This window comes from Pseudomonas sp. IB20 (genome assembly GCF_009707325.1).
In the GTDB taxonomy this organism is placed as follows: Bacteria; Pseudomonadota; Gammaproteobacteria; order Pseudomonadales; family Pseudomonadaceae; genus Aquipseudomonas.
This window is the reverse complement of sequence record NZ_CP046103.1, coordinates 4,355,392-4,380,110: the sequence shown is the minus strand read 5'-3', so window position 1 is coordinate 4,380,110 and position 24,719 is coordinate 4,355,392. Positions and strand designations below refer to the sequence as shown.

17 protein-coding genes and 2 pseudogenes are annotated in these 24,719 nt (G+C 61.7%); 11 read left to right on the top strand and 8 right to left on the bottom strand.

Annotation, left to right across the window (positions count from 1 at the left end; translation table 11 throughout):
- Positions 1 to 64 precede the first annotated feature (64 nt).
- From recC to GJU48_RS20395, 6 genes are all read left to right on the top strand, one after another.
- The gene (gene recC, locus GJU48_RS20420) at positions 65 to 3,517 is read left to right on the top strand and encodes an exodeoxyribonuclease V subunit gamma (RefSeq protein WP_094951805.1); all 3,453 of its coding nucleotides are present in this window, start codon (positions 65 to 67) and stop codon (positions 3,515 to 3,517) included.
- Positions 3,514 to 7,185, top strand: a complete 3,672-nt coding sequence (gene recB, locus GJU48_RS20415; RefSeq protein ID WP_094951804.1) for an exodeoxyribonuclease V subunit beta — start codon at positions 3,514 to 3,516, stop codon at positions 7,183 to 7,185. The genes recC and recB overlap by 4 nt, the downstream gene beginning before the upstream one ends.
- Positions 7,182 to 9,248 (top strand): exodeoxyribonuclease V subunit alpha, encoded by a 2,067-nt coding sequence (recD, locus tag GJU48_RS20410; protein ID WP_094951803.1) that lies wholly within the window; start codon positions 7,182 to 7,184, stop codon positions 9,246 to 9,248. Before recB ends, recD begins: the two co-directional genes overlap by 4 nt.
- Positions 9,249 to 9,408: 160 nt before the next feature.
- Positions 9,409 to 9,975: a YfiR family protein gene (locus GJU48_RS20405; RefSeq protein WP_094951802.1), complete on the top strand. Its 567-nt coding sequence runs from the start codon at positions 9,409 to 9,411 to the stop codon at positions 9,973 to 9,975.
- Positions 9,972 to 11,234: a diguanylate cyclase domain-containing protein gene (locus GJU48_RS20400; protein WP_094951801.1), complete on the top strand. Its 1,263-nt coding sequence runs from the start codon at positions 9,972 to 9,974 to the stop codon at positions 11,232 to 11,234. Before GJU48_RS20405 ends, GJU48_RS20400 begins: the two co-directional genes overlap by 4 nt.
- 4 nt (positions 11,235 to 11,238) lie before the next feature.
- A complete protein-coding gene (locus GJU48_RS20395) occupies positions 11,239 to 11,730 on the top strand; it encodes an OmpA family protein (RefSeq protein WP_094951800.1) in 492 nt (163 codons plus the stop codon).
- A 296-nt stretch (positions 11,731 to 12,026) separates the two neighbouring features.
- On the opposite strand, the pseudogene GJU48_RS20390 reads toward GJU48_RS20395, so the two are convergent.
- The 3 genes and pseudogenes from GJU48_RS20390 to GJU48_RS20380 all read right to left on the bottom strand — a co-directional run.
- Positions 12,027 to 12,188 (bottom strand): annotated as a pseudogene (locus tag GJU48_RS20390) (DUF3077 domain-containing protein); the annotation flags it as partial.
- 196 nt (positions 12,189 to 12,384) lie between these two features.
- Positions 12,385 to 12,675 carry a DUF3077 domain-containing protein gene (locus GJU48_RS20385; protein ID WP_094951799.1) on the bottom strand — a complete coding sequence of 97 codons (291 nt, stop codon included), beginning with the start codon at positions 12,673 to 12,675 and terminating at the stop codon, positions 12,385 to 12,387.
- Between the two features lie 323 nt (positions 12,676 to 12,998).
- Positions 12,999 to 13,946, bottom strand: a complete 948-nt coding sequence (locus GJU48_RS20380; protein ID WP_094951798.1) for a LysR family transcriptional regulator — start codon at positions 13,944 to 13,946, stop codon at positions 12,999 to 13,001.
- Positions 13,947 to 14,075: 129 nt separating this feature from the next.
- Here GJU48_RS20380 and GJU48_RS20375 point away from each other — a divergent pair, with 129 nt between their 5' ends.
- Positions 14,076 to 15,593: a CoA-acylating methylmalonate-semialdehyde dehydrogenase gene (locus tag GJU48_RS20375; RefSeq protein WP_094951797.1), complete on the top strand. Its 1,518-nt coding sequence runs from the start codon at positions 14,076 to 14,078 to the stop codon at positions 15,591 to 15,593.
- 15 nt (positions 15,594 to 15,608) lie between these two features.
- Positions 15,609 to 16,496 (top strand): 3-hydroxyisobutyrate dehydrogenase, encoded by an 888-nt coding sequence (mmsB, locus tag GJU48_RS20370; protein ID WP_094951796.1) that lies wholly within the window; start codon positions 15,609 to 15,611, stop codon positions 16,494 to 16,496.
- A gap of 35 nt (positions 16,497 to 16,531) precedes the next feature.
- Here mmsB and GJU48_RS20365 read toward each other — a convergent pair whose 3' ends face one another.
- Positions 16,532 to 16,876 carry a cupin domain-containing protein gene (locus GJU48_RS20365; protein WP_003194115.1) on the bottom strand — a complete coding sequence of 115 codons (345 nt, stop codon included), beginning with the start codon at positions 16,874 to 16,876 and terminating at the stop codon, positions 16,532 to 16,534.
- A gap of 386 nt (positions 16,877 to 17,262) precedes the next feature.
- On the opposite strand from GJU48_RS20365, the gene kynB reads away from it, so the two are divergent.
- Together kynB and kynA are read left to right on the top strand one after the other, a co-directional pair.
- Positions 17,263 to 17,913 (top strand): arylformamidase, encoded by a 651-nt coding sequence (kynB, locus tag GJU48_RS20360; RefSeq protein ID WP_094951794.1) that lies wholly within the window; start codon positions 17,263 to 17,265, stop codon positions 17,911 to 17,913.
- Positions 17,910 to 18,767 (top strand): tryptophan 2,3-dioxygenase, encoded by an 858-nt coding sequence (gene kynA / locus GJU48_RS20355; protein WP_094951793.1) that lies wholly within the window; start codon positions 17,910 to 17,912, stop codon positions 18,765 to 18,767. The genes kynB and kynA overlap by 4 nt, the downstream gene beginning before the upstream one ends.
- A 161-nt stretch (positions 18,768 to 18,928) precedes the next feature.
- On the opposite strand, the gene GJU48_RS20350 is transcribed toward kynA, so the two are convergent.
- The 4 genes and pseudogenes from GJU48_RS20350 to antA form a co-directional block, all read right to left on the bottom strand.
- The gene (locus tag GJU48_RS20350) at positions 18,929 to 20,332 is read right to left on the bottom strand and encodes an amino acid permease (RefSeq protein ID WP_094951792.1); all 1,404 of its coding nucleotides are present in this window, start codon (positions 20,330 to 20,332) and stop codon (positions 18,929 to 18,931) included.
- Positions 20,333 to 20,403: 71 nt separating this feature from the next.
- Positions 20,404 to 21,411: an anthranilate 1,2-dioxygenase electron transfer component AntC gene (antC, locus tag GJU48_RS20345; protein ID WP_094951791.1), complete on the bottom strand. Its 1,008-nt coding sequence runs from the start codon at positions 21,409 to 21,411 to the stop codon at positions 20,404 to 20,406.
- Positions 21,412 to 21,421: 10 nt separating this feature from the next.
- A pseudogene (antB, locus tag GJU48_RS20340) lies at positions 21,422 to 21,910 on the bottom strand (anthranilate 1,2-dioxygenase small subunit); the annotation flags it as partial.
- Positions 21,910 to 23,301: an anthranilate 1,2-dioxygenase large subunit gene (gene antA, locus GJU48_RS20335; protein ID WP_094951789.1), complete on the bottom strand. Its 1,392-nt coding sequence runs from the start codon at positions 23,299 to 23,301 to the stop codon at positions 21,910 to 21,912. The pseudogene antB and the gene antA, both read right to left, overlap by 1 nt.
- Before the next feature lie 326 nt (positions 23,302 to 23,627).
- Between antA and GJU48_RS20330 the strand changes: the two genes are divergently transcribed.
- Positions 23,628 to 24,620 (top strand): AraC family transcriptional regulator, encoded by a 993-nt coding sequence (locus GJU48_RS20330; protein ID WP_094951788.1) that lies wholly within the window; start codon positions 23,628 to 23,630, stop codon positions 24,618 to 24,620.
- The last annotated feature ends 99 nt before the right edge of the window (positions 24,621 to 24,719 follow it).

Here is a 24,719-nt window from a genome sequence, read left to right as displayed (position 1 = left end):
AGCTTGCGGTCGCCTTCAATGCTAAAGTCCATGCCTCGATTTTGCTTTTCCCAAGGAAGCCGTTATGCCGGATGCGACGTCCCTCAGCGCTGGATTCATGGTGGTTCACGGCAACCGCCTGGACGAACTGCGCAGCCTGGTAGTCAGCTGGATGCGCCGTTATCCGCTCGCTCCCCTGGAAAACGAAATCGCCCTGGTGCAAAGCAACGGCATCGCCCAATGGCTGAAACTAGCCCTGGCCGAAGACCCGGAAGAGGGTGACACGGGCGGCTGCGGCATTGCTGCGGCCATCGATGTGCAGCTCCCCGGCAGTTTCATGTGGCAGCTCTATCGCATGGTCCTGGGCAAAGACGAGATCCCACCCAAGTCCCTGCTCGATAAAGCCCCACTGACCTGGCGCCTGATGCGCCTGCTCCCGGAGCTCATCGACCAACCGCATTTCGAGCCCCTGCAGCGCTTCCTCACCCACGACACTGACCTACGCAAACGCTATCAACTCGCCGAACGTCTGGCCGACTTGTTCGACCAATACCAGGTCTATCGCGCTGACTGGCTAGAAGACTGGGCCGCCGGCCGCCACCAACTGCGCAATGGTCGAGGTGAATCAAAACCCCTTAACCCCGCGAACTGCTGGCAGGCAGAACTATGGCGTGCACTGCTGTTGGACGTAGGTGAAGAGGGCATGGCCGAAAGCCGCGCCGGTGTTCACCAGCGCTTCATCGAACGCATCAATACCCTGGAGAAAGCCCCGCCAGGCTTGCCGTCCCGAGTGATCGTTTTCGGCATTTCGTCACTGCCCGCGCAAGCCCTGGAGGCCCTCGCCGGCTTAGCAAGGTTCAGCCAAGTCTTGCTCTGTGTGCACAACCCTTGCCGCCACCATTGGTCCGACATCGTCGCCGACAAAGACCTGCTGCGTAACGAATACAAACGCCAAGCGCGCAAGGCTGGCATGCCGGTCGTCATCGACCCACAAACCCTGCACCAGCACGCACACCCGTTGCTCGCCGCCTGGGGCAAACAGGGCCGTGATTACATCAGCCTGCTGGACAGTTACGACGACCCCAACAGCTACCGCGCCGCCTTCCGCGACGGCCGCATCGACCTGTTCAGCGAAAGCGAGCCCACTACGCTGCTCAATCAGTTGCAGGACGACATTCTCGAACTGCGCCCACTCAACGAAACACGCGAGCTGTGGCCAGGCGTCGACCTCAATAGCGACAACTCCATCCGCTTCCATATCGCCCACAGCGCCCAACGCGAAGTGGAAATTCTCCACGACCAATTACTCCAGCGCTTCAGCGCCGATCCCACGCTGCGCCCGCGCGACATCATCGTCATGGTCCCCGACGTCGACAGCTACGCGCCGCACATTCGCGCCGTGTTTGGCCAGCTTGAGCGAAGCGACCCACGCTTTATCCCGTTCACTCTCACCGACCAAGGCCAGCGCGGCCGCGACCCTCTGCTGATCGCCGTCGAACACCTGCTCAAACTCCCCGACAGCCGCTTCCCCGTCAGCGAAATCCTCGACCTGCTCGACGTCCCCGCCCTGCGCGAACGTTTCGCCATCAAGGAACGCGATCTGCCTACGCTGCACCGCTGGATCGAAGGCGCAGGCATCCGTTGGGGCCTTAATGCCGAACAACGCGCCGGCCTCGGCCTTCCCCATGAGCTGGAACAAAACAGCTGGCGGTTCGGCCTGCGCCGCATGCTGCTGGGTTACGCCGTCGGCACCGGTGTCGCCTGCGACGGCATTGAACCCTACGACGAAATCGGCGGCCTTGACGCGGCCCTCATCGGCCCCCTGGTCTCGTTGCTCGATGCGCTAAACGACGCCCATCAAGCCCTGTCCCAACCGGCAGCCCCTCAAGCATGGGGCGAGCGCCTGCAACGCCTGATGCAACTGTTCTTCCTGCCCAGCAGCGAACACGACGACTACCTGCTGGGCCAACTCGAACAGCTCAGAGAAGACTGGCTGGAAACCTGTGAGTCCGTCGGCCTACAAGATGAGTTACCGCTCACCGTAGTTCGTGAAGCCTGGCTGGCCGGCTTGGACCAAGGCCGGCTGTCCCAGCGTTTTCTCGCTGGAGCTGTCAATTTCTGCACCCTGATGCCCATGCGCGCCATCCCGTTCAAACTCGTCTGCCTGCTCGGCATGAACGACGGCGACTACCCGCGCGCGCAACCGCCGCTGGACTTCGACCTGATGGGCAGCGACTACCGCCCCGGCGACCGTTCCCGCCGCGAAGACGACCGCTACTTGCTGCTCGAAGCCCTGCTGTCCGCCCGCGACCAGCTCTACATCAGTTGGGTAGGCCGCAGCATCCGCGACAACAGCGAGCGTCCGGCCTCGGTACTGATCGGCCAACTACGCGACCATATCGCCAGTGGCTGGCATAACGCACACACAGAACAACCGCTGCTGGATGCGATGACCCAGGAACACCCGCTTCAACCGTTCAGTGCCCGCTACTTCCATGCAGGCGATCCGCTGTTCAGCTACGCACGCGAGTGGCAGTTGCTCCACGAAGCACCCGACGCTCTCTTAAAAGAAGACGAACTGGCGCAACACCAACAAGAAGAACCCTTGAGCCTCGGCCAGTTGCAGGACTTCCTGCGCAACCCGGTCAAACACTTCTTCAGCCAGCGTCTGAAAGTGTTCTTCGAAGCCGCCGAAGTGCCGCTGGCCGATGAAGAACCCTTCGTGCTCGACGCGCTGCAACGCTACAGCCTCAGCGACAGCCTGCTGAACGCCGCACTGACCCAGCCCGACCACGTGGATCGAGCGCTCAACGCCCAAGCCCTGCGCCTGCAAGGCAGCGGCTTGTTGCCGATGGTCGGTTTTGGCGAATGCCTGCGTAACGAACTGATCGAGCCACTGCCCGATCTGCTGCAGCGCTACCAACACTTATTGGCGCTCTGGCCCACGCCACAAACAACCGCCGAACCGATCAGTTTTGAGCATCAAGGCCTCCAGCTGGAAGGCTGGATCAGCGGCCTGCATCGGCGCGGTGATGGCGGATTGCTAAGTGTGACCACCATCCCCAACAGCATCGGCTCAATCAAGACGCGCAAGTGGCATCGCCTTATCCGCCCGTGGGTCAATCACGTGGTCGCCTGCGCCTGCGGCCTGCCGCTCAGCACCGGGTTGGTCGCCAGTGACGACACCTTGCTCCTGGCCCCGCTGGAAAAGTTCGCTGCCCAGGAAATCCTCGGCAACCTGCTGCTGGCCTGGCACACCGGCATGCGCAAACCACTCCCGGTTGCCGTCAAAACCGCCTTCGCCTGGCTTGGCCAAACCGACCCCGCCAAGGCCCAGGCCGCCGCCAGTAAAGCCTACGAAGGCGACGGCCTGACCACCGACGGCGAACGCCGCGAAACCCCGGCGCTCACCCGCCAGTTCCCTGACTACGCCACGCTCATCGCCAGCGAAGAATTCGAAGGCTGGGCCGAAACCCTGTATCGCCCGTTGATCAACGCCCCCTGGCGATCGCTCAGCAGTGAGGAGGCCAGCGCATGATCACTAAACCTTTGGCTCTGGCCTTCCCGCTCAAAGGCAGCCAGCTGATTGAAGCCAGCGCCGGCACCGGCAAGACCTTCACCATTTCCGCCCTGTATCTGCGCCTGGTGCTGGGCCACGGTGGTGATGAGTCTGGCTTCGGCCGCGAACTGTTGCCGCCGCAAATCCTGGTGGTGACCTTCACCGACGCCGCCACCAAAGAGCTGCGCGAACGCATCCGCATTCGTCTGGCCGAGGCCGCGCGCTTCTTCCGCGAAGAAATCGAGCAACCGGACACCCTGATCGCCGACCTGCGCGACGAATACCCACCCGAGCAATGGCCAGCCTGCGCCAATCGCCTGGACATCGCCGCCCAATGGATGGACGAGGCCGCCGTCTCGACCATCCACAGTTGGTGCCAGCGCATGCTGCGCGAACATGCGTTCGACAGTGGCAGCCTGTTCACCCAAACCCTGGAAACCGACCACAGCGACCTGCTCGGCGAAGTGCTGCGCGACTACTGGCGGCTGTTCTGCTACCCGATGCACGACGACGCGCTCAATTGGGTACGCAAAAATTGGAGTGGCCCCGCCGCGCTGATGCCGCGCGTGCGTGCGCTGTTCGGCAGCGAACGGCCTACCGACGAAAGCCGCGAGCCCGCCGAGCTGATCAACGCCTGCCTGCAAGAGCGCCGCCAAGCGCTGGTCACCCTCAAGGCGCCGTGGCAACAATGGGCCGTCGAGCTGCGCGACATCTGCCTGCAAGCCGTGGCCGCCAAAGCCGTCGATGGCCGCAAGATGCAAGCGCGTTACTTCGAGCCCTGGTTCGAAAAGATCAGCGCCTGGGCCGCTGACGAAACCGTTGAGCAACTGGACATCGGCACCGGCTTCACCCGCCTGACGCCCGACGGCATGGCCGAAGCCTGGAAGGGCGAGCCGCCGCGCCATCCCGGCATCGACGCCATGGCCCACCTCAAAGCCAGCCTCGACGCGTTGCCCACCCCCGACGCCGCCGTGTTGCAACACGCCGCCGGCTGGGTAGGTAAACGCTTCGAAGAAGAAAAACGCCGCCGTGCCGAAATGGGCTTCGACGACATGCTGATCCGCCTCAACGCCGCCCTGCAAACAGACGGCGGCGAGCGCCTGGCCAGTGTGATCCGCGAGCAGTTCCCGGTCGCCCTGATCGACGAATTCCAAGACACCGACCCGGTGCAATACAGCATCTTCGACAGCATCTACCGCATCGAAGAAAACCACCTCGACAGCGGCCTGTTCCTGATCGGCGACCCCAAGCAGGCGATCTACGCCTTCCGTGGCGCCGACATCTACACCTACCTGCGCGCTCGCCAGTCCACCACCGGCCGCCACCACACCTTGGGCACCAACTTCCGCTCCAGCCATGCGATGGTCGAGGCGGTGAACCACGTGTTCCAGCGCGCGGAAACCGGCCGTGGCGCATTCCTGTTTCGCGAGCCGAATGGCGATAACCCGGTGCCATTCCACTCGGTGCTGTCCCAAGGCCGCAAAGAGCAACTGCAAGTCGATGGCCACACGCTGCCGGCGATGCACCTCTGGCACCTGCCCACCGATCAACCGATTTCCAACGCGGTGTATCGCCAACAACTGGCCGCTGCTTGCGCCACGCACATTGTCGAGTTGCTCAATGGCGGACAGCAAGGCACGGCCGGCTTCGTAAAAGAACACAGCTTTAAAGGCGTACTGCCGTCAGACATCGCCATCCTCGTGCGCGACGGCAAGGAGGCCCAAGCCGTGCGCGCCGAGTTGGCCGCCCGTGGCGTGCGCAGTGTGTACCTGTCGGACAAAGACTCAGTCTTCGCCGCCCAGGAAGCCCACGACCTGCTGGCCTGGCTCAAGGCCTGCGCCGAGCCGGACGTCGAGCGCCCACTGCGCGCCGCGCTGGCCTGCGTCACCTTGAACCTGTCATTGCCGGAACTGGAGCGTCTGAACCAGGACGAATTGGCGTGGGAAACCCGCGTGATGCAGTTCCGTGGCTACCGCGCGATCTGGCGCAGCCAAGGCGTGCTGCCGATGCTGCGGCGGCTGCTGCACGATTTCAAACTGCCGCAAACCCTGATCGCCCGCAGTGACGGCGAACGTGTGCTGACCAACCTGTTGCACCTCAGCGAGCTGCTACAACAGGCCGCGTCGGAGTTGGACGGCGAACAGGCGCTGATCCGCCATCTGGCTGAGCACTTGGCGCTGTCGGGCCAGGCCGGTGAGGAGCAGATCCTGCGCCTGGAAAGTGATGAGCAACTGGTCAAGGTGGTGACCATCCACAAGTCCAAAGGCCTGGAATACGACTTGGTCTTCCTGCCGTTCATCTGCTCGGCCAAACCGGTGGATGGCAGCCGTCTGCCGCTGCATTACCACGACGAACACGGCAAATCCCAGGTCAGCCTGCGGCCCACCGCCGAGCTGATTGCCCAAGCCGACGATGAGCGCCTGGCCGAAGACCTGCGCTTGTTCTACGTCGCCCTCACACGCGCCAAACATGCGTGCTGGCTAGGCATTGCCGACCTCAAGCGCGGCAATAACAGCAGCTCGGTACTGCACCTGTCAGCCCTGGGTTACTTGCTCGGCGCCGGTGCATCGTTGGGCGAGTCCGCCGCACTGGCGCGCTGGTTGCTGGACCTGCAAGAAGGCTGCGCCGCCATCCACTACGCCCCCGTGCCCGACGCGCAAGACAGCCTGTTCCACCCGCCGCGCAACGAAGCCATCTTGCTCGCGCCGTTGCTGCCCAAGCGCAAGGCCGCTGAAAACTGGTGGATCGCCTCCTACAGTGCATTGCGCATTGGCGACAGCATGAGCGCCGCGCCCCTCGAAGCGCCGGAAAGCCCACAAGCCCAGAAGCTGTTCGACGACGAGCGCCTCGACCCTGATGCACCGCGCGAAGTGGCGGCGTCCGGCGGCGACATTCACCGTTTCCCACGCGGACCTAACCCCGGCACCTTCCTCCACGGCCTGCTGGAATGGGCGGGAGAGGAGGGTTTCAACGTCTCCCCCGAGGCCATCGCAAAAGCCGTGGGCGCGCGCTGTAATCGGCGCGACTGGGAAGGCTGGATCGTCACCCTCAGCGGTTGGCTGGGCCACCTGCTGCAAACGCCGCTGCCTGTGGATAACGATCGCGTCACCCTGAGCAGCCTGCAGCAGTACCAGATTGAAATGGAGTTCTGGTTCGCCAGCCACAAAGTCGACGTACTCGCCCTCGACAAGCTGGTGTGCCAATACACCCACAACGGAGTGTCCCGCGTCGCCGCCGAACCGGTGCTGCTCAACGGCATGTTCAAAGGCTTTATCGACCTGACCTTCGAACACGACGGCCGCTATTACGTGGCCGACTACAAATCCAACTGGCTCGGCCCTGACGATTCGGCCTACACCTTGGACGCCATGGAACAGTCGATCCTCGAGCATCGGTACGACCTGCAATACGTGCTTTACCTACTGGCCCTGCACCGCCAACTCAAGGCACGCCTGCCGGATTACGACTATGACCGCCACGTCGGAGGTGCGCTGTACCTGTTCCTGCGCGGCACCCAAGCCGTGAGCCAGGGCGCCTATTTCACCCGGCCACCCCGGGAACTGATCGAAGGCTTGGACCTGTTGTTCCAGGGCAAACCCATACCGCCCAAGGTCGAGCCCGCCTGGGAACAAGGAGTGCTGTTATGAGCCTGTCGCCGTTACCGCTTGAGGCGTTAGTGCCCCTCAGCCGCGCCGCCGACCTGGTGCAACTGCTGGCGCGTTGGGTTGACCGTGGCTGGCTGCGCGCGCTGGACAAAGCCTTCGTCGGCTTCCTGCACGAACTCGATCCGCAGGCCGACCCGCTGGTCTTGCTCGCTGCCGCATTAACCAGCCACCAACTGGGCCATGGCCACGCGTGCCTCGACCTGTTCGAAACCCTCAAAGCGCCGGATTTCGCCTTGTCGCTGCCACCCGAAGGCGACCTGCAAACCGGCGCCATGGTGTTGCCGTCGCAATTGCTCGACGGCCTCGACGGCGCCCATTGGTGCCATGCGTTGGCCTCCAGCCAATTGGTCGCGCTGGCCGTCGATGGCAGCGACGCCGCGCAAAGCCGCCCCTTGGTGCTGTCCGGCAAACGCCTGTATTTGCGCCGCTACTGGACCTACGAACGGCGCATCGACACGGCTTTGCGCCTGCGCCTGGCCACCCAGGAAAACGTCGCGGCTGATTTGCCGCAGCGCCTCAACAGCCTGTTCGACCAGCCGCCGCCCGATGGCGTGATCGACTGGCAGAAACTCGCCTGCGCCCTGGCCACTCGCGGTGCCTTCAGCATCGTTACCGGCGGCCCGGGCACCGGCAAGACCACCACTGTGGTGCGCCTGCTCGCGCTGTTGCAGGCGCCCGCCGTGGAAGTCGGCAGCCCGTTGCGCATCCGCCTGGCCGCACCCACCGGCAAAGCCGCCGCACGCCTCACCGAATCCATCAGCCAGCAAGTGCTGTCGCTGAACGTGCCGGGCAGCGTGCGGGAAAAAATCCCGACCCAGGTCACCACTGTTCACCGCCTGTTGGGCAGCCGCCCGGGCACGCGGCACTTCCGCCACCACATTGGCAACCCATTGCCCCTGGACGTGCTGGTGGTGGACGAAGCCTCGATGATCGACCTGGAAATGATGGCCAACCTGCTGGACGCCTTGCCGCCTCACGCACGCTTAGTGTTGCTGGGCGACAAGGACCAACTCGCCTCGGTGGAAGCCGGCGCCGTACTCGGCGACTTATGCCGCGACGCCGAAGTCGGCTGGTACAGCCCCGAAACACGCCAATGGCTGCAAGCAGTGAGCGGCGAAGACCTCAGCGCCAGCGGCCTGCACGAAGACCTCGACGCCAGCCATCCCCTGGCCCAACAAGTGGTGATGCTGCGCTACTCGCGGCGTTTCGGCGAAGGCAGCGGCATCGGCCAGCTGGCGCGCTGGGTCAACCAGCAAAACGCCGAAGAGGCGCGCAAACTGCTCGCCGCCCGCAGCCACCACGACCTGTTCTGCCTCAGCCTCAAGGGCGAGCACGACCATGCCCTTGAGCGCCTGGTGCTGGACGGGCAGGGCGACGAAGCCCAGGGTTATCGCTATTACCTGAACCTGCTGCAAAGCGCGCGCCCAGCCCTCGATACACCCCGTGAAGACTTGGCCTGGACCCACTGGGCCCAGCAACTGCTGCAAGCCTTCGACGCGTTCCAACTGCTCTGCGCCGTGCGCAAAGGCCCCTGGGGTGTGGAGGGGCTGAACCTGCGCATCACCGCCGCCTTGCGCAAAGTGCGGCTGATCGAAGGCGACGACCAATGGTACGAAGGCCGCCCCGTGCTGATGACCCGCAACGATTACGGCCTGGGCTTGATGAACGGTGACATCGGCATCGCCCTCAAGCTGCCCGAAAGCGACGGCGGCCCCCACGTGCTGCGCGTGGCCTTCCCACGCAACGATGGCCAGGGCGGCGTGCGCTTTGTACTGCCCAGCCGTCTGAATGACGTCGAAACCGTGTACGCCATGACCGTGCACAAATCCCAGGGTTCGGAATTTACGCACACCGCGCTGATCCTGCCGGATGCACTGAACCCGGTGCTGACCAAAGAACTGATCTACACCGGCATCACCCGCGCCAAGCGCTGGTTCAGCTTGATCGAACCGCGTGGTGGCGTGTTTGAGGAAGCCGTACTGCGCAAGGTCAAGCGCTTGAGCGGGCTGATGCTGGAATTGGACGTGCCAGCTGAAAAAAACTGACTGATCGGTCATGAAATATTTCTGATTCAGTCGACTGATTTTTCTGAAAAAATAGCGGATCTCGCGAAGTCGGCTCTTCGCGGGGTTTTCCGTTGCTGTGCTATCGTTGCGGCATTAGCCTGAAAAAAAACCTGAAAAAACACCTGAGAGAATTGCTGCAATGACCGTGGCTGTCTCGCCCACAGAGCGTAGTTTGAGCTGGAGACGCATGTTACTGGTGGCGGTTCTGTGCCTGCTCGCGCCGCTTGCCAATGCGCAAACGCCAAGCCCGGCAGACCACCGTGCCCAGGCAGTCACCCAAGTGGTACTCGGCATCCTCAGTTACGCGCGCTGGCCGGTGGAGCCTGCACAACTGCGGCTGTGCATCGTCGGCCCCACCCAATACACCGATGATCTGATCAAAGGCACCACTCAGGCCACGGGGCGCCCGGTAGTGGTGAAGCGCCTGCTGGCCGACAATCCTGACATCCTCAGTGCTTGCGACGCCGTGTACATCGGCAAACTCTCCGACGATGAGCGCACTCGGCTGTTCGCGTCGCTGATCGGCCACCCGGTGCTCAGCATCAGCGAAGGCGGCGACCGATGCACCGTGGGCAGCCTGTTCTGCCTGCGCGTGGGCGATGCGCAGGTGTCGTTTGAGGTCAACTTGGACTCCGTCGCCCGCAGTGGCGTGCGCATTCACCCCAGCGTGTTGCAACTGTCCCGTCGTCGAGCGCCGACGCCATGAGTAACCCGAAAGCGCGGCCGACGTTGCGTTCGGTCATTGGCCGTGGGCATTTGATCCTGGCGTTGGTCGCCGTGACCTTGGCCAGCGTGTCCCTGACCCTGCTCGGCGTGCTGGCGCTGCGGGTGTATGCCGAGCACAACCTGCACCTGATCGCGCGTTCCATCAACTACACCGTGGAAGCGGCGGTGGTGTTCGACGACAGCGCCGCGGCTACCGAAGCCCTGAGCCTGATTGCGTCGACTGAAGAGGTGGCCCAGGCTGAAGTCTTTGATGCCAGCGGCAAGTTGCTCGCGCAATGGGTGCGGCCGGATACCGGGCTGCTGTCGCGGGTTGAACTGGCAGTCGCGCACACCTTGCTCGAGCAGCCCATCAGCCAGCCGGTTTTGCATCAAGGGCAAGCCGTCGGCAGCATTCACCTGGTCGGCCATGGCGGCAGCCTGCTGCGCTTCCTGCTCAGCGGCCTGGCCGGGATCCTCATCTGCACCGCCCTAAGCGCCTGGGTGGCGCTCTACCTGGCGCGCCGCTTGCTGCAGGGCATTACCGAACCGCTGCAAAGCCTCGCCGCCGTGGCCCACGCCGCCCGTAGCGAACGCGACTTTGACCGGCGCGTGCCACCGGCGCAGATCGCCGAACTCGACAGCCTGGGCAGCGACTTCAATGCCTTGCTCGGCGAGATGGAAGCTTGGCAAAGCCACCTGCAAAGTGAGAATGAAACCCTGGCCCACCAGGCCAGCCACGACAGCCTGACCGGCTTGCCCAATCGCGCGTTTTTCGAAGGCCGGCTGATTCGTGCCCTGCGCAGCGCCGCCAAGGTCAACGAACGGGTCGCCGTGTTGTTCCTCGACAGCGACCGCTTCAAAGACATCAACGACAACTTCGGCCACGCCGCCGGTGATGCCGTGCTGGTCGCCGTCGCCGAGCGCGTGCGTGCGCAATTGCGTGAAGATGATCTGGTAGCGCGCTTGGGCGGCGATGAATTTGCGGTGCTGCTGGCGCCGCTGCACAAAGTTGAAGATGCCCAGCGCATCGCCGACAAGATCATTGCCAGCATGGACAAACCGATCCCACTGCCCGGCAACACCCAGGTGTTGACCTCTCTCAGTATCGGCATTGCCGTTTATCCCGATCATGGTGCCACCCCCTGCACCCTGCTCAATGCCGCCGATGCGGCGATGTACCAGGCCAAACGATTATCCCAGGGCGGCCAGCAAACGGCGGAATCGGAGCCCACCGCCGCAAATGTTAACCACAGGAGTTGATCCCTTGTTCTCGACCGCACGTTTTATGTTTATTACCTTACTGGTGGCATTCCTTGCCCTCGGCGGCTGCCAGACGCCCCCACCCAAAGGCCTGACCCCGGCCCAAGTCGCGGTCCTCAAACAACAAGGCTTCGAACTCACCGACGAAGGCTGGGCCTTCGGCCTGTCGGGCAAAGTGCTGTTCGGCAGCGACGTTGAAAGCCTCAACAAAGCCAGCACCGACATCGTCGAACGCATCGGCAAAGCCCTGGTCGGCGCCGGCATCGACCGCGTACGCGTAGATGGCCACACTGACGCCTCGGGCAAAGAGAGCTACAACCAGCAACTGTCCCTGCGCCGCGCCAAAAGCGTGGGCAAAGTGCTGACCGGTGTGGGCATGAAAGAAGAAAACATCCAACTGCGCGGTCTGGGCAGCAGCGAACCGGTGGCGCCGAACACCACGGTAGCGGGGCGCACCGAGAATCGGCGCGTGTCGATTGTGGTGATCGCCGACTAAGCGCCTCACCGCTAGAAGCGGACGCAGAGCGTCCAGGGCGGTATTCCCACGCAGAGCGTGGGAACGATCTAAACGATCTCAAATGTTGCAATGCAATCCAAGGTGGGAGCTGGCTTGCCTGCGATAGCGGTGTATCAGTAGCCGATGTGCTGACTGACCCACCACCATCGCAGGCAAGCCAGCTCCCACACTTATATCCGATCGTTCCCACGCCCCGCGTGGGAATGCATCCTGTGACGCTCTGCGTCACGACTTCAACAGCAGAAAAATGTGGGAGCGGGCGTGGGATCTGGCGTTTAGCTCGCGGGCGTCATCGCCTGCGTCAAGTCATCCACCACGGCCTTGCCCATCTCACACAGGTAATGCGCGGCCCATGCGTATTGCTCGCCGCGCACATCCATGGCGGCTTCCATGGCGAGTTTCTTGGAGTAAAAAAGCAGGGTGGAGGCGTGTTCCAGGATAGCGGTGTATCAGTAGCCGATGTGCTGACTGACCCACCACCATCGCAGGCAAGCCAGCTCCCACACTTATATCCGATCGTTCCCACGCCCCGCGTGGGAATGCATCCTGTGACGCTCTGCGTCACGACTTCAACAGCAGACGCAGAGCGTCCGGGGCGGCATTCCCACGCAGAGCGTGGGAACGATCTGGCGTTTAGCTCGCGGGCGTCATCGCCTGCGTCAAGTCATCCACCACGGCCTTGCCCATCTCACACAGGTAATGCGCGGCCCATGCGTATTGCTCGCCGCGCACATCCATGGCGGCTTCCATGGCGAGTTTCTTGGAGTAAAAAAGCAGGGTGGAGGCGTGTTCCAGGGCTTGCTCAATCGGCATGCCGGAGTTGACGCGGAACAGGGGTTTTTGGTTTTCGCCGTAGTCGCCAAAGGTGACGATGCCGAGGGTGGTGATGGAGGAAAGCGGTGGATCGGGGACGATTTTTGACATGATGTTTCCCAAATTTGCAGTAGGGGTCACCACGGCATGTCGCTAAACATGAAGAGGTGGCAGCTGTACACGGGTTAGCGAACCGGTAAATTTGGGAACCCGGCAGACCCGAAGGTCTCCCGCGTACAGCCGCCATAAAACGGTAAAGACAGGTAGACCTGGCAATACTCTGGCATCACATCCCAACTAATCCGAGTCGCTAAACCCGATCGCTGATGAGCAGCGAAGTCAGGAGGCTAGTGACCCAAACGGTAAGGCGCAATAGGGCAGAGAGTCTCTAGGAAACGTCCTGCAAATTAAAGCGAATCGTCGTTGATGGCCCTTTAATCCGCGAATTTTATCTCCCTCGTCTCCCCCATCAACAGCCCCTGATTCTGCTCCGTCACTTCCCTGATGTAGTCCCACAACAACGTAATCCGCTTCAGCTTCCTCAAATCCTCCCGGCAGTACATCCAAAACTGCCGTGTAATCGCAATCTCCTCCCCCAACACCGGCAACAACCGCGGATCCTGCGCCGCCAAAAAGCACGGCAATATCGCCATCGACCGGCCCTGCTGCGCCGCGACGTACTGCGCTATCACGCTGGTACTGCGCAAACTCGCGCTGGCGCCGGGCACCACATTCGCCAGGTACAACAGCTCCGAGCTGAACGCCAAGTCATCCACATAGCTGATAAACGGATGCTCAGCCAAGTCCGCCGGGCGCTGGATGGGCGGGTGTTGGTCGAGGTAGTCCTGGGTCGCGTACAGCTGCAGTTTGTAGTCGCACAGTTTGCAGCACACGTACGGCCCGTGTTCCGGGCGTTCCAGGGCGATGACGATGTCGGCTTCGCGCTTGGACAGGCTGATGAAGTGGGGCAGGGGCAGGATGTCGACTGAGATGGCCGGGTAGGTGTCGACGAAGTGGCTGAGCTGCGGGGTGACGAAAAAGCTGCCGAAGCCTTCGGTGCAGCCCATGCGCACATGGCCGGACAGCGCCACGCCGGAGCCGGAGACTTGCTCGCAGGCCATGTGCAAGGTGCTTTCGATGGACTCCGCGTAACCCAGTAAACGCTGGCCCTCGGGGGTGAGCACAAAACCGCTGGTCCGGGATTTTTCGAACAGCAGCGTGCCGAGCGACACTTCCAACGAGCTGATACGCCGCGACACGGTGGTGTAGTCCACCGCCAGGCGTTTGGCGGCGACGCTGGCCTTGCGAGTGCGGGCCACTTCGAGGAAAAACTTCAGGTCATCCCAATTCAGGGAGCCCAGTGATGTGATGTTTTTTTGCATATTGGACCGGCTTTTATGTGCGTTCTTATTAGAGATTTGCACATCTATACTCCAAAAACAGTCCGAACGCCTCATTCCCAAGGCGATTCACGCGCCTTGTCTCTGCATAACTACAAGATTGGAGACCACATGAACGCTTCTGCCGACATTTCCGTGCAACAGGTCAAGTTGCTGATCAACGGTGAATGGGTCGAGTCAAAGACCACCCACTGGCAAGACATCGTCAACCCGGCCACCCAGCAAGTGCTGGCCAAAGTCCCTTTCGCTACCGCCGATGAAGTCAATGCGGCCATCGACGCTGCCCATCAGGCCTTCCAGACTTGGAAGCTGACGCCGATTGGCGCGCGCATGCGCATCATGCTCAAGCTGCAAGCCTTGATCCGTGAACATTCCAAACGCATCGCTGTGGTCCTCAGCGCCGAGCAGGGTAAGACCATTGCCGATGCCGAGGGCGATATTTTCCGTGGCCTGGAAGTGGTCGAGCACGCGTGCTCTATCGGCACCTTGCAGATGGGCGAATTTGCTGAAAACGTCGCCGGTGGCGTCGACACCTACACCCTGCGCCAGCCTATCGGCGTGTGCGCGGGTATCACGCCGTTCAACTTCCCAGCGATGATTCCACTGTGGATGTTCCCGATGGCGATTGCATGCGGTAACACTTTCGTCCTCAAGCCGTCCGAGCAAGACCCGCTGTCGACCCTGCTGCTGGTAGAGCTGGCGCTGGAAGCTGGCGTGCCGGCTGGCGTGCTCAACGTCGTACACGGCGGCAAAGATGTGGTGGATGCGCTGTGCACCCATAAAGACATCAAGGCGGTGTCCTTCGTCGGTTCGACTGCTGTGGGTACTCACGTGTACGACCTGGCCGGTAAACACGGCAAGCGCGTGCAGTCGATGATGGGCGCCAAGAACCACGCCGTGGTGCTGCCGGACGCCAATCGCGAACACACGTTGAATGCACTGGTCGGTGCCGGTTTCGGCGCGGCGGGCCAGCGTTGCATGGCCACCTCGGTGGTGGTGCTGGTGGGCGCGGCCAAGCAATGGCTGCCGGACCTCAAGGCGTTGGCGCAAAAGCTCAAAGTGAATGCCGGCAGTGAAGCCGGTACGGATGTCGGCCCGGTGATTTCCAAACGTGCCAAGACGCGCATCCTGGAACTGATCGAAAGCGGCGTGAAAGAAGGCGCGAAGCTGGAGCTGGACGGGCGCGACATCAAGGTGCCGGGCTTCGAGCAAGGCAACTTTGTTGGCCCGACCCTGTTCTCGGGCGTGACCACTGACATGCAGATTTACACCCAGGAAATCTTCGGCCCGGTGCTGGTGGTGCTGGAGGTTGCGACCCTCGATGAGGCCATCGCGCTGGTCAACGCCAACCCGTTCGGCAACGGCACCGGCCTGTTCACCCAAAGCGGTGCGGCGGCTCGTAAGTTCCAGAGCGAAATCGATGTAGGCCAAGTCGGCATCAACATCCCGATCCCTGTGCCGGTGCCGTTCTTCAGCTTCACCGGTTCGCGTGGTTCCAAGCTCGGCGACCTGGGCCCGTACGGCAAGCAAGTGGTGCAGTTCTACACCCAGACCAAAACCGTGACGAGCCGCTGGTTCGACGACGACACGGTCAATGATGGCGTCAATACCACCATCAACCTGCGCTGATTTGGGGAGACGACCATGAAGATTGCATTTATCGGCTTGGGCAACATGGGCGCGCCCATGGCCCGCAACCTGATCAAGGCCGGGCACGCGCTGAACCTGTTCGACCTGAACCAAACCGTGCTCAAAGAATTGGCCGAGTTGGGCGGCACCATCAGCGACTCACCACGCGATGCCTCGAAAGACGCCGAGCTGGTGATTACCATGCTGCCGGCCGCAGCCCATGTGCGTAGCGTGTGGCTGAATGAGGACGGCGTTTTGGCCGGCATCGGCAAAGGCGTACCTGCCGTGGATTGCAGCACCATCGACCCGCAAACTATCCGCGATGTGTCCGCAGCCGCGGCCAAGCAAGGTGTGGTGGTGGCCGATGCGCCTGTCTCCGGCGGCACCGGCGGCGCCCAGGCAGGGACTTTGACCTTCATGGTCGGCGCCCCCCTGGAACTGTTCGCCACCCTGCAACCGGTGCTGGCGCAGATGGGCCGCAACATCGTGCATTGCGGCGACATCGGCACCGGCCAGATCGCCAAGATCTGCAACAACCTGCTGCTCGGCATCAGCATGGTCGGCGTCAGCGAAGCCATGGCCCTGGGCGATGCACTGGGCATCGACACCCAAGTGCTGGCCGGCATCATCAACAGCTCCACCGGGCGCTGCTGGAGTTCCGACACCTACAACCCATGGCCGGGCGTGATTGAAACCGCGCCGTCTTCGCGCGGTTACACCGGTGGTTTTGGCGCCGACCTGATGCTCAAGGACCTGGGCCTGGCCACCGAAGCGGCGCGCCAGGCCAAGCAACCGGTGATTCTCGGTGCCGTGGCCCAGCAGTTGTATCAATCGATGAGCCAGCGCGGGGAAGGCGGCAAGGACTTCTCGGCGATCATCAACAGTTATCGCAAACCCAAGTAGGGGCGTTTCCGAGAGCCCGCCTTGCGCGGGCTTGGTCAGGCAAATACAAAGTACTTACGCACCGTCTCGACCACTTCCCAGGTCCCTTTCATGCCGGGCTCCACCACAAAGATATCCCCAGCGCGCAAGTGAATCGGCGCCATCCCTTCGGGGGTGATCACGCAGTAGCCTTCCTGGAAGTGGCAGTATTCCCACTTCACGTATTCCACGTACCACTTGCCCGGGGTGCAAATCCAGGTGCCCATGATCTTGCTGCCGTCTTCGCTGGTGTAGGCGTTGAGGTTGACGGTGTGCGGGTCGCCTTCGAGTTTTTCCCATTTGCAGGCATCCAGGACCGGCAGTGGGTGGGTGTCGCGCAATACGGTGATGGGCTTGGACATGATGGCTCCGAGGCAGTGAATGCAAAGATGCACCCTAAGGCCTTGGGCGTTGTGTCAGTGGTCTGAACTCGACATCGGGATGCTCAGAAGCGCAACCGCACAGTGATTCATCATGCCCCCTAGAACCCTGTGGGAGCCGGGCTTGCCCGCGATGACGGCGCCACAGCTTGCCTCTCATCGCCTGACACGGCGCCATCGCGGGCAAGCCCGGCTCCCACAAGGATTTGAGTTGTTTGAACGATTGCGGCCGGGCGCTAGATTTGTGCGTCAATCCCCCACTTCCTCGCAGTATGTGCGAAAGAATTCCCGCCTGGCGCTGGAATAAGCAAGAAAATGCACGGCTGGCCCTCGTATCATTCACCCAGGTAACAGCCGAGAGCCTTGAAATGAACCCAATAAAAACGTGGTGGGATATCAGCCCGCCCTTGAGCACGGCCACCCCGACTTGGCCGGGCGATACGCCGTTCCAGGAAGAGCGCGTGTGGCAGTTTGGCCCCGAGTGCCCAGTGAATGTGGGCCGCGTGACCTTCTCGCCGCACACCGGCGCCCATGTGGATGCACCGCTGCATTACAGCGCGGACGGCGCGCCGATTGGTGAGGTGTCGCTGGACGTGTACATGGGCCCGTGCCGGGTGTTGCATTGCCTGGGCAGTGGCGCGCTGGTGCAGCCGCATCAACTGCAAGGGCGTGTGGATAACCTGCCGGAGCGCGTGCTGCTGCGGACTTATCCACAAGCGCCGCTGACGGAATGGGATTCGAACTTCACCGCCATCGCGCCGCAAACCATTGAGCTGCTCGCCAGCCTGGGTGTGCGCCTGATCGGTATCGATACGCCCTCGCTGGACCCGCAACAGTCCAAGACCATGGATTCCCACAACGCCGTGGCCCGCCACGGCATGGCGATTCTCGAAGGCATCGTGCTCGATGACGTACCGGAGGGCGACTATGAACTGATCGCGCTGCCGCTGCGCTTTGCCAACTTGGACGCGAGCCCGGTCCGCGCCATTCTTCGCCCGCTCAAGGAGCTTACGCGATGAGCCAATGTCCCTTCTCTGCTGACTACCAACCGCCGGAAGAATGGCATAACGCCGAGCTGAATTTTTCCGAGTCGATGAGCTACGGCGATTACCTGGACCTGGGCAAAGTCCTCAGCGCCCAGCATCCGTTGTCGCCGGACCACAACGAAATGCTCTTCATCATCCAGCACCAGACCTCCGAGCTGTGGATGAAACTGATGCTCCACGAACTCAAGGCCGCCCGCGAACACGTGCGCCTGGGTGAGCTGTCGCCGGCGTTTAAGATGCTGGCGCGGGTGTCGCGGATCTTCGATCAACTGGTGCACGCCTGGGCGGTGCTGGCCACCATGACGCCGTCGGAATACAAGGCGATCCGCCCGTTCCTGGGGCAGTCGTCGGGGTTTCAGTCGTTCCAGTACCGCGAGATCGAATTTATTCTCGGCAACAAGAGCGCAGCGCTGTTGCGCCCGCATGCGCACCGGCCTGAGTTGTTGCAGGAGTTGCAGGTGGCGATTGCCACACCGTCGCTGTATGACGAGGCGGTTAACCTGATGGCTAAAGCCGGTTTGACGATTGACCCCAAACGCGCCGAGCGCGACCCGACGGCGGCCACGGTTCACGATGAGTCCGTGGAAGCGGCCTGGCGTGAGGTGTATCGCGACCCGAGCCGGTATTGGGATTTGTATCAGTTGGCCGAGAAGTTTATTGATTTGGAGGATTCGTTCCGCCAATGGCGCTTCCGGCATGTGACCACGGTGGAGCGGATTATCGGCTTCCAGCCGGGTACGGGCGGCACCGAGGGCGTGGGTTACCTGCGCAAGATGCTCGACACCGTGCTGTTCCCCGAGCTGTGGCGAGTGCGTTCCACGCTCTAAACAAAAAAGCCCCGGAATCCCGGGGCTGATCGTTCCCACGCTCTGCGTGGGAATGCCGCTTCAAAATGTGGGCGCTGGCTTGCCTGCGATAACGGTGTGTCAGTCACCACATCCGCTGGCTGACACACCGCTATCGCGGGCAAGCCCGGCTCCCACAGGGATCACTGTGCATTCACTACAGCGTTACCCTTTCTGATCCGCAACCGATACGCCACATAGATAACCCCCACCCAAATCGGCATCGCATACACCGACTCACGAATGCCCGGAATCGCCAGCATCACGCTGATGATCATCACCATGAACGCCAGGCACAGGTAGTTGCTGAACGGGAACCAGAAGGTCTTGAACGACGGCACCACGCCTTGCTCGCCCATGGCTTTGCGGAACTTGATGTGGGTGAGGCTGATCAGCGCCCAGTTGATCATCAGCGAGGCAACCACCAGTGCAAACAGCAACTCCAGCGCGCTGTGCGGTGCGACGTAGTTGACCACCACGCACAGCATCGTCACCAGCGCCGAAATCGCCAGGGCGCGCAGCGGTACGCCTTGCTTGTTTAGCTTCATCAGCGCTTTGGGCGCATCGCCTTGCTCGGCCAGGCCGAACAGCATGCGGCTGTTGCAGTACACGCCGCTGTTGTACACCGACAACGCTGCGGTCAGCACCACGAAGTTGAGGATGTGTGCGGCGGTGTCGTTACCGATCAGCGAGAAGATCTGCACAAACGGGCTGCCGCTGTAGGCATCGCCCGAGGCGCCGAGGGTTTGCAGCAGTTGGTCCCACGGGTACAGCGACAGCAGCACGGTCAGGGCGCCGACGTAGAAAATCAGAATCCGGTAGACCACCTGGTTGATCGCTTTGGGGATCACTTTGCGCGGCTCGCTGGCCTCGGCGGCAGTGATGCCCACCAGCTCCAGGCCACCAAACGAGAACATGATGAAGGCCATCGACATCAACAGCCCCATGCCGCCATTCGGGAAGAACCCGCCGTGGCTCCACAGGTTGCTCACCGAGGCTTGCGGGCCGCCGGTGCCGCTGAACAGCAGGTAGCAGCCGAGCACGATCATGCCGACAATCGCCACCACCTTGATGATCGCAAACCAGAACTCGGCTTCACCGAAGAACTTCACGTTGAGGGTGTTGATCAGGTTCACCGCGACAAAGAACACCAGTGCGCTGACCCAGGTCGGGATCTCCGGCCACCAAAACTGAATGTATTTGCCCACGGCCGTCAGTTCGGCCATGCCCACCAGCACGTAGAGGACCCAGTAGTTCCAGCCGGCCAGGAAGCCGGCGTAACCGCCCCAGTATTTGTGCGCGAAGTGGCTGAAGGAGCCGGCTACCGGTTCTTCGACGATCATCTCGCCGAGCTGGCGCATGATCAGGAACGCGATGAACCCCGCAATCGCGTAACCCAGGATCATCGACGGCCCCGCCGACTTAAGCACCCCGGCCGAGCCGAGGAACAACCCCGTGCCAATCGCCCCTCCCAAGGCAATCAGCTGAATATGCCGGTTCTTCAGGCCACGCTTGAGGCCTACCGGGTTAACCATGTCATCCGCCATTAACATTCCCTTCTACTTGTTTTTCTCAGGGTTGATTGCACGCCGCACCGCCCCTCAGAACTGCTGAGGGGTCAGATATTACTCTGCGTAAACTTTTCGTAATACAGCTGAACGCCATCAAGTGCCTGATCCGCCAGCCATTGTTGGATGGATTCGACCATCGGCGGGGGGCCGCACACGTACATATCTGCCGATCTGTCCCGCAATTCGGCCAGGTCGAAATGTTCGGTGAGGTAGCCGCGCTTGCCGGTCCACGCAGGTGATGGGTCGCTCAGTACTTCGGTGTAGCGAAAATTCGGGATTTTTGCAGCGTAGGCGTGGATGCGCGCCGCTTCGCATAAGTCTTCGGCCCCGCGAACGCCGTAGTACAGGTGCACCGGCTGCTCGCAACCGTTGGCTGCCAGTTCATCGAGCATGCCCAGTAACGCCGACAACCCGGTGCCGCCTGCCACCAGCACCAGCGGTTGGGTGACATGGCGCAGGTAGAAAGCACCCAATGGCGCCTCCATCAGCACTTCGTCACCGACCTGGCAACGCTCGCGCAGGTAGTTGCTCATGACGCCATCGGGCAGCAGGCGCACCAGAAACTGCAATTGATTGCCCGGGCGGTTGGCGAAGGAGTAGGAGCGCCAACTGTCGGTGCCGGGAACCGACAGGCGGGCGTATTGGCCTGGCAGGAAGTCCAGCGGCGCCTCCATTTGCACCTGCAAAATGGCCGTGCTGGCCGAGACCTGCTGCACTTCGCTCACCGTGCCGCGCACTTGCACTGGCCCCGGCGCATTGCACAAGCTCGAATCAAAATCGAAGTAAAACGTTGCGTCGGACTTCACCCTAGTCTGGCAACTGAGCATCTTGCGTTGTTGCAGGTCGAGGCTGGAGAGGGCTTCTTCGTCGACATAATCCTGGCTGTAATCGCCGGACTCGCAACGCCCCTGGCAGGTGCCGCACACGCCTTCGCGGCAATCCAGGGGGATCTTGATGCCGTTGCGCAGCGCAGCGTCCAACAGGATTTCGTGGGCGCCCACCGGGAAAAACAGGGTTTTGCCATCGGCAAAGCTGAAGGCCACTTTGTGATTCATTTGTTTCGCTCAGGTGATAAAAATCCAGCACCGAGTTGATGGTGTCGTTGAGCAGCAAGGCGTGTTTGCGGGTGATCAACCAGCTGTCGCCATGGGGTTTGAGGCTGTAGGTGGCGCTGCCATAGAACTGCTCCGACATGGCCAGCCGATAGAACAGCGTGTGCCAGTTCAGCTTCACGTCCAGTAACCCACCCGGTTGCTCGGCAATCCGCACGTTATTGATCAGGTGCAACGTGCGCGGCATTGGTGTGGCCGACGCCGCCTTGCCGGTGCGCAGTCGGAACACGCGGTCTTCCAGCCCCGAACGGTTGGCGTAATAGATCAGCGACATCTCGCGCTTGGGGTCGCGGGTGTAGACGTGTTCCGAGTCCCACTGCGGCAGGTGGAACTCACTTTGCGGGTCGAACAACTGCACGTAGGCGTCCCAGTCCTGAGCGTCGCACAGCTCGGATTTACGGTAGAAGAACTGCTCGATCTGGTACTGCAATTGCGCATTCATCACTTCACCTCCCGCAGTGTCAGCGCTTGTTGGTCCAGGCCCTTGAGCAGGAACTGCTGCCAATTGCGGTGCTGGTTCACGTACAGGCCTTCGTGGGTGAACTCGGTGCCGGTCATCGCCGGTTGGATGCCGATGGCTTCGCTGTTCGGCGTCGGGCCGGTTTCCCAGCGGTGGCTGCCGCGTGAGATATCACTCCAGCGCTCCAGGCGGCCCTGGAAGCCGCGTTGGGCTTCGCGAAATTCCACCAGGTCATCGGGTGTGCCCATGCCGGACACGTTGAAGAAGTCCTCGAACTGGCGGATACGGTTTTCGCGGTCGGCGTCAGATTCGTTTTTCACGCCCAGGCACTGGCTGATGATCTCGGTCTTGTTCCACGCCACCGGGCGAATAATCCGCAGCTGCGAGCTGATCTGGTCGAGGAAGAACAGGCTTGGGTAGATATTCAGGTTGCGCAGGCGGTGCATCATCCACTCGGCCTTCTGCTGGCCGTGCTCTTCCACCAGGCGCGGCATGATGGTGGCGTAGCCGGAACGCACGGTGGGGTTGGGCATGTCGCTGAACAACAGGCTGTGGCCGTTGTTGAAGGCGAACCAGCCGTCATCGGTGTTCGCATCGCCCGCGCCGAGCTTGCTGTAGTCCAGTGTGGTGCCTGAACCCGTGCCGTTTTCGGTGTTCACCTGTTGGCGATGCTGCACCGTGGCCACGTAGTTGTAGTGCACGGTGCTGACGTGATAACCGTCCAGGCCGTTTTCGTTTTGCAGCTTCCAGTTGCCGTCGTAGGTGTAGGCGGATTTACCCGGCAGCACTTCCAGCTCGCCGGTGGCGGACTGCGCGACCATCATGTCGAAGAACATTGTGGCGTCGCCGAGGAAGTCTTCCAGGCTGTTTGTGCCGTTCACGTCCAGGCTGATAAACACAAAGCCCTTGTAGCTTTCGATGCGTGCCTTTTTCAGACCGCGGGTGGCTTTGTCGAAACTTTCCGGGTATTCGCCCGGCGCCTTGACCTTCACCAGCCGGCCGTCGCTCTTGTAGCACCAGGCGTGGAACGGGCAGGTGAAGGTCGATTGGTTGCCCTTGCCGACCCGCGTGAGCGTGGTGCCGCGATGCTGGCAGGCGTTGATCAGCGCGTTCAGTTGGCCTTCGCCATCGCGGGTGATGATCATCGGCTGACGCCCGGCGCGCATCGTCACGAAGTCGTGGTTATGGGCCAGCTCGCTTTCGTGACAGGCGTAGATCCAGTTCTTTTCGAAGATCAGTTCCATCTCCAGGTCGAACAGTTCCGGCTCGGTGAACATGTCCCGGGCGATGCGGAACACTTCATCGGCCGGGCGAAAATCCAGGCAGCTTTCGATAAACGCTTTCCACTGCTCGACGCTTCTTGCACCACTCATGGGAGGCACCTTTTTGATAGGGGCTAATCGGTGGTTCATTAAAGGCAGCGGGGCAGGGCGCGGGCTATCCGCTTAATGGGGGAAGGTAAGCCGCAAAGTTGCGCCGTAAATGTGGGCAGCAAATACCCAGTTCGGTGCAGCTCGGTGACGCGATGCGCTACTGTCATATCAAGGGAAAGTCGCAAAAAACCTGCGACTTATCCACATAGTCGACCGTTGCTATCCACGCAGTTGCATTGAGGCTGGCGTGGCTTGGAACTTGCTGTCGATTGCTAACGACGCGCCGCCAGAGCGCGCAACAGCCTAACCGCCGTGGGTGCACCCTGATGAGTAGCCATACACGCGATATCCATATTCAACGCTTCGACCTGGAAGGCGCCTGCAGCTGGATGTCCGGCATTTGCGGGCCACACCGCCTGGCGACGGCCACGCCCGAACGCCTGCGTTTTCACCACAGCGCCAACGTGTTCAAGTCCCGCGCCACCACCTTGGGCGTGATCGAATACGGCACCGACGTGACCATCGACATCGAAGACGCCGAGCACTTCAGCAGCTACAGCCTCAGCCTGCCGCTGGTGGGTGAGCAGGAATTGAGCAAGGACGGCGTGCGCCTGAGTTCCAACCGCGATCAAGGCGTAATCATCTCGCCCAACGAGCATCAGGTGCTGGCGATTTCCGGCGACTGCCGCAAGCTGCAGGTGGTGATCACGCGCGCGGCGATGAGTGAATCCCTGGAAGGCTTGCTGCAACGGCCGATTGAAGCGCCGCTGCGCTTTGAGTCGGTGATGGACGCGGTGGACGGCGCTTCGGCATCCTGGTGGCGCATGGCGCGCTACTTCATTGCGGAGCTTGAGCGCAGCAGCGAGTTGTATGAGCAGGCGGCGTTTACCCGTGACCTGGAAAGTTCGCTGATCAAGGGGTTGATCCTCGCCCAGCCGAACAACTATTCAGAGGAATTACGCGACGTACTCGGTGTGAAGCTGCCGCACTACTTGATTCGGGCGCGGCAGTTCATCCATGAAAACGCCCGCGAAGCGGTGCATCTGGAAGACCTTGAAACCGCTGCGGGTGTGTCGCGGTTCAAGCTGTTTGATGCCTTTCGCAAATACTTTGCGCTGTCGCCCATGGCATATCTGAAGAAATACCGGCTGGGGGCCGTGCGCCAGGAAATACTCGAGCACGGCTCGACGTGCACTATTTCCGAAATCGCCCTGGGCTGGGGCTTTACGCACTTGGGACGGTTTTCAGCGGAATACCGCAAGCTGTTTGATGAATCCCCCAGTCAAACCCTGCAACGCACGCGCCTGCGCAGCCTTTGAAAACAATGAGGATCAAACTGTGGGAGCTGGCTTGCCTGCGATAGCGGTGGGCCAGTTAGTAAAGATGCCAACTGATCCACCGCCATCGCAGGCAAGCCA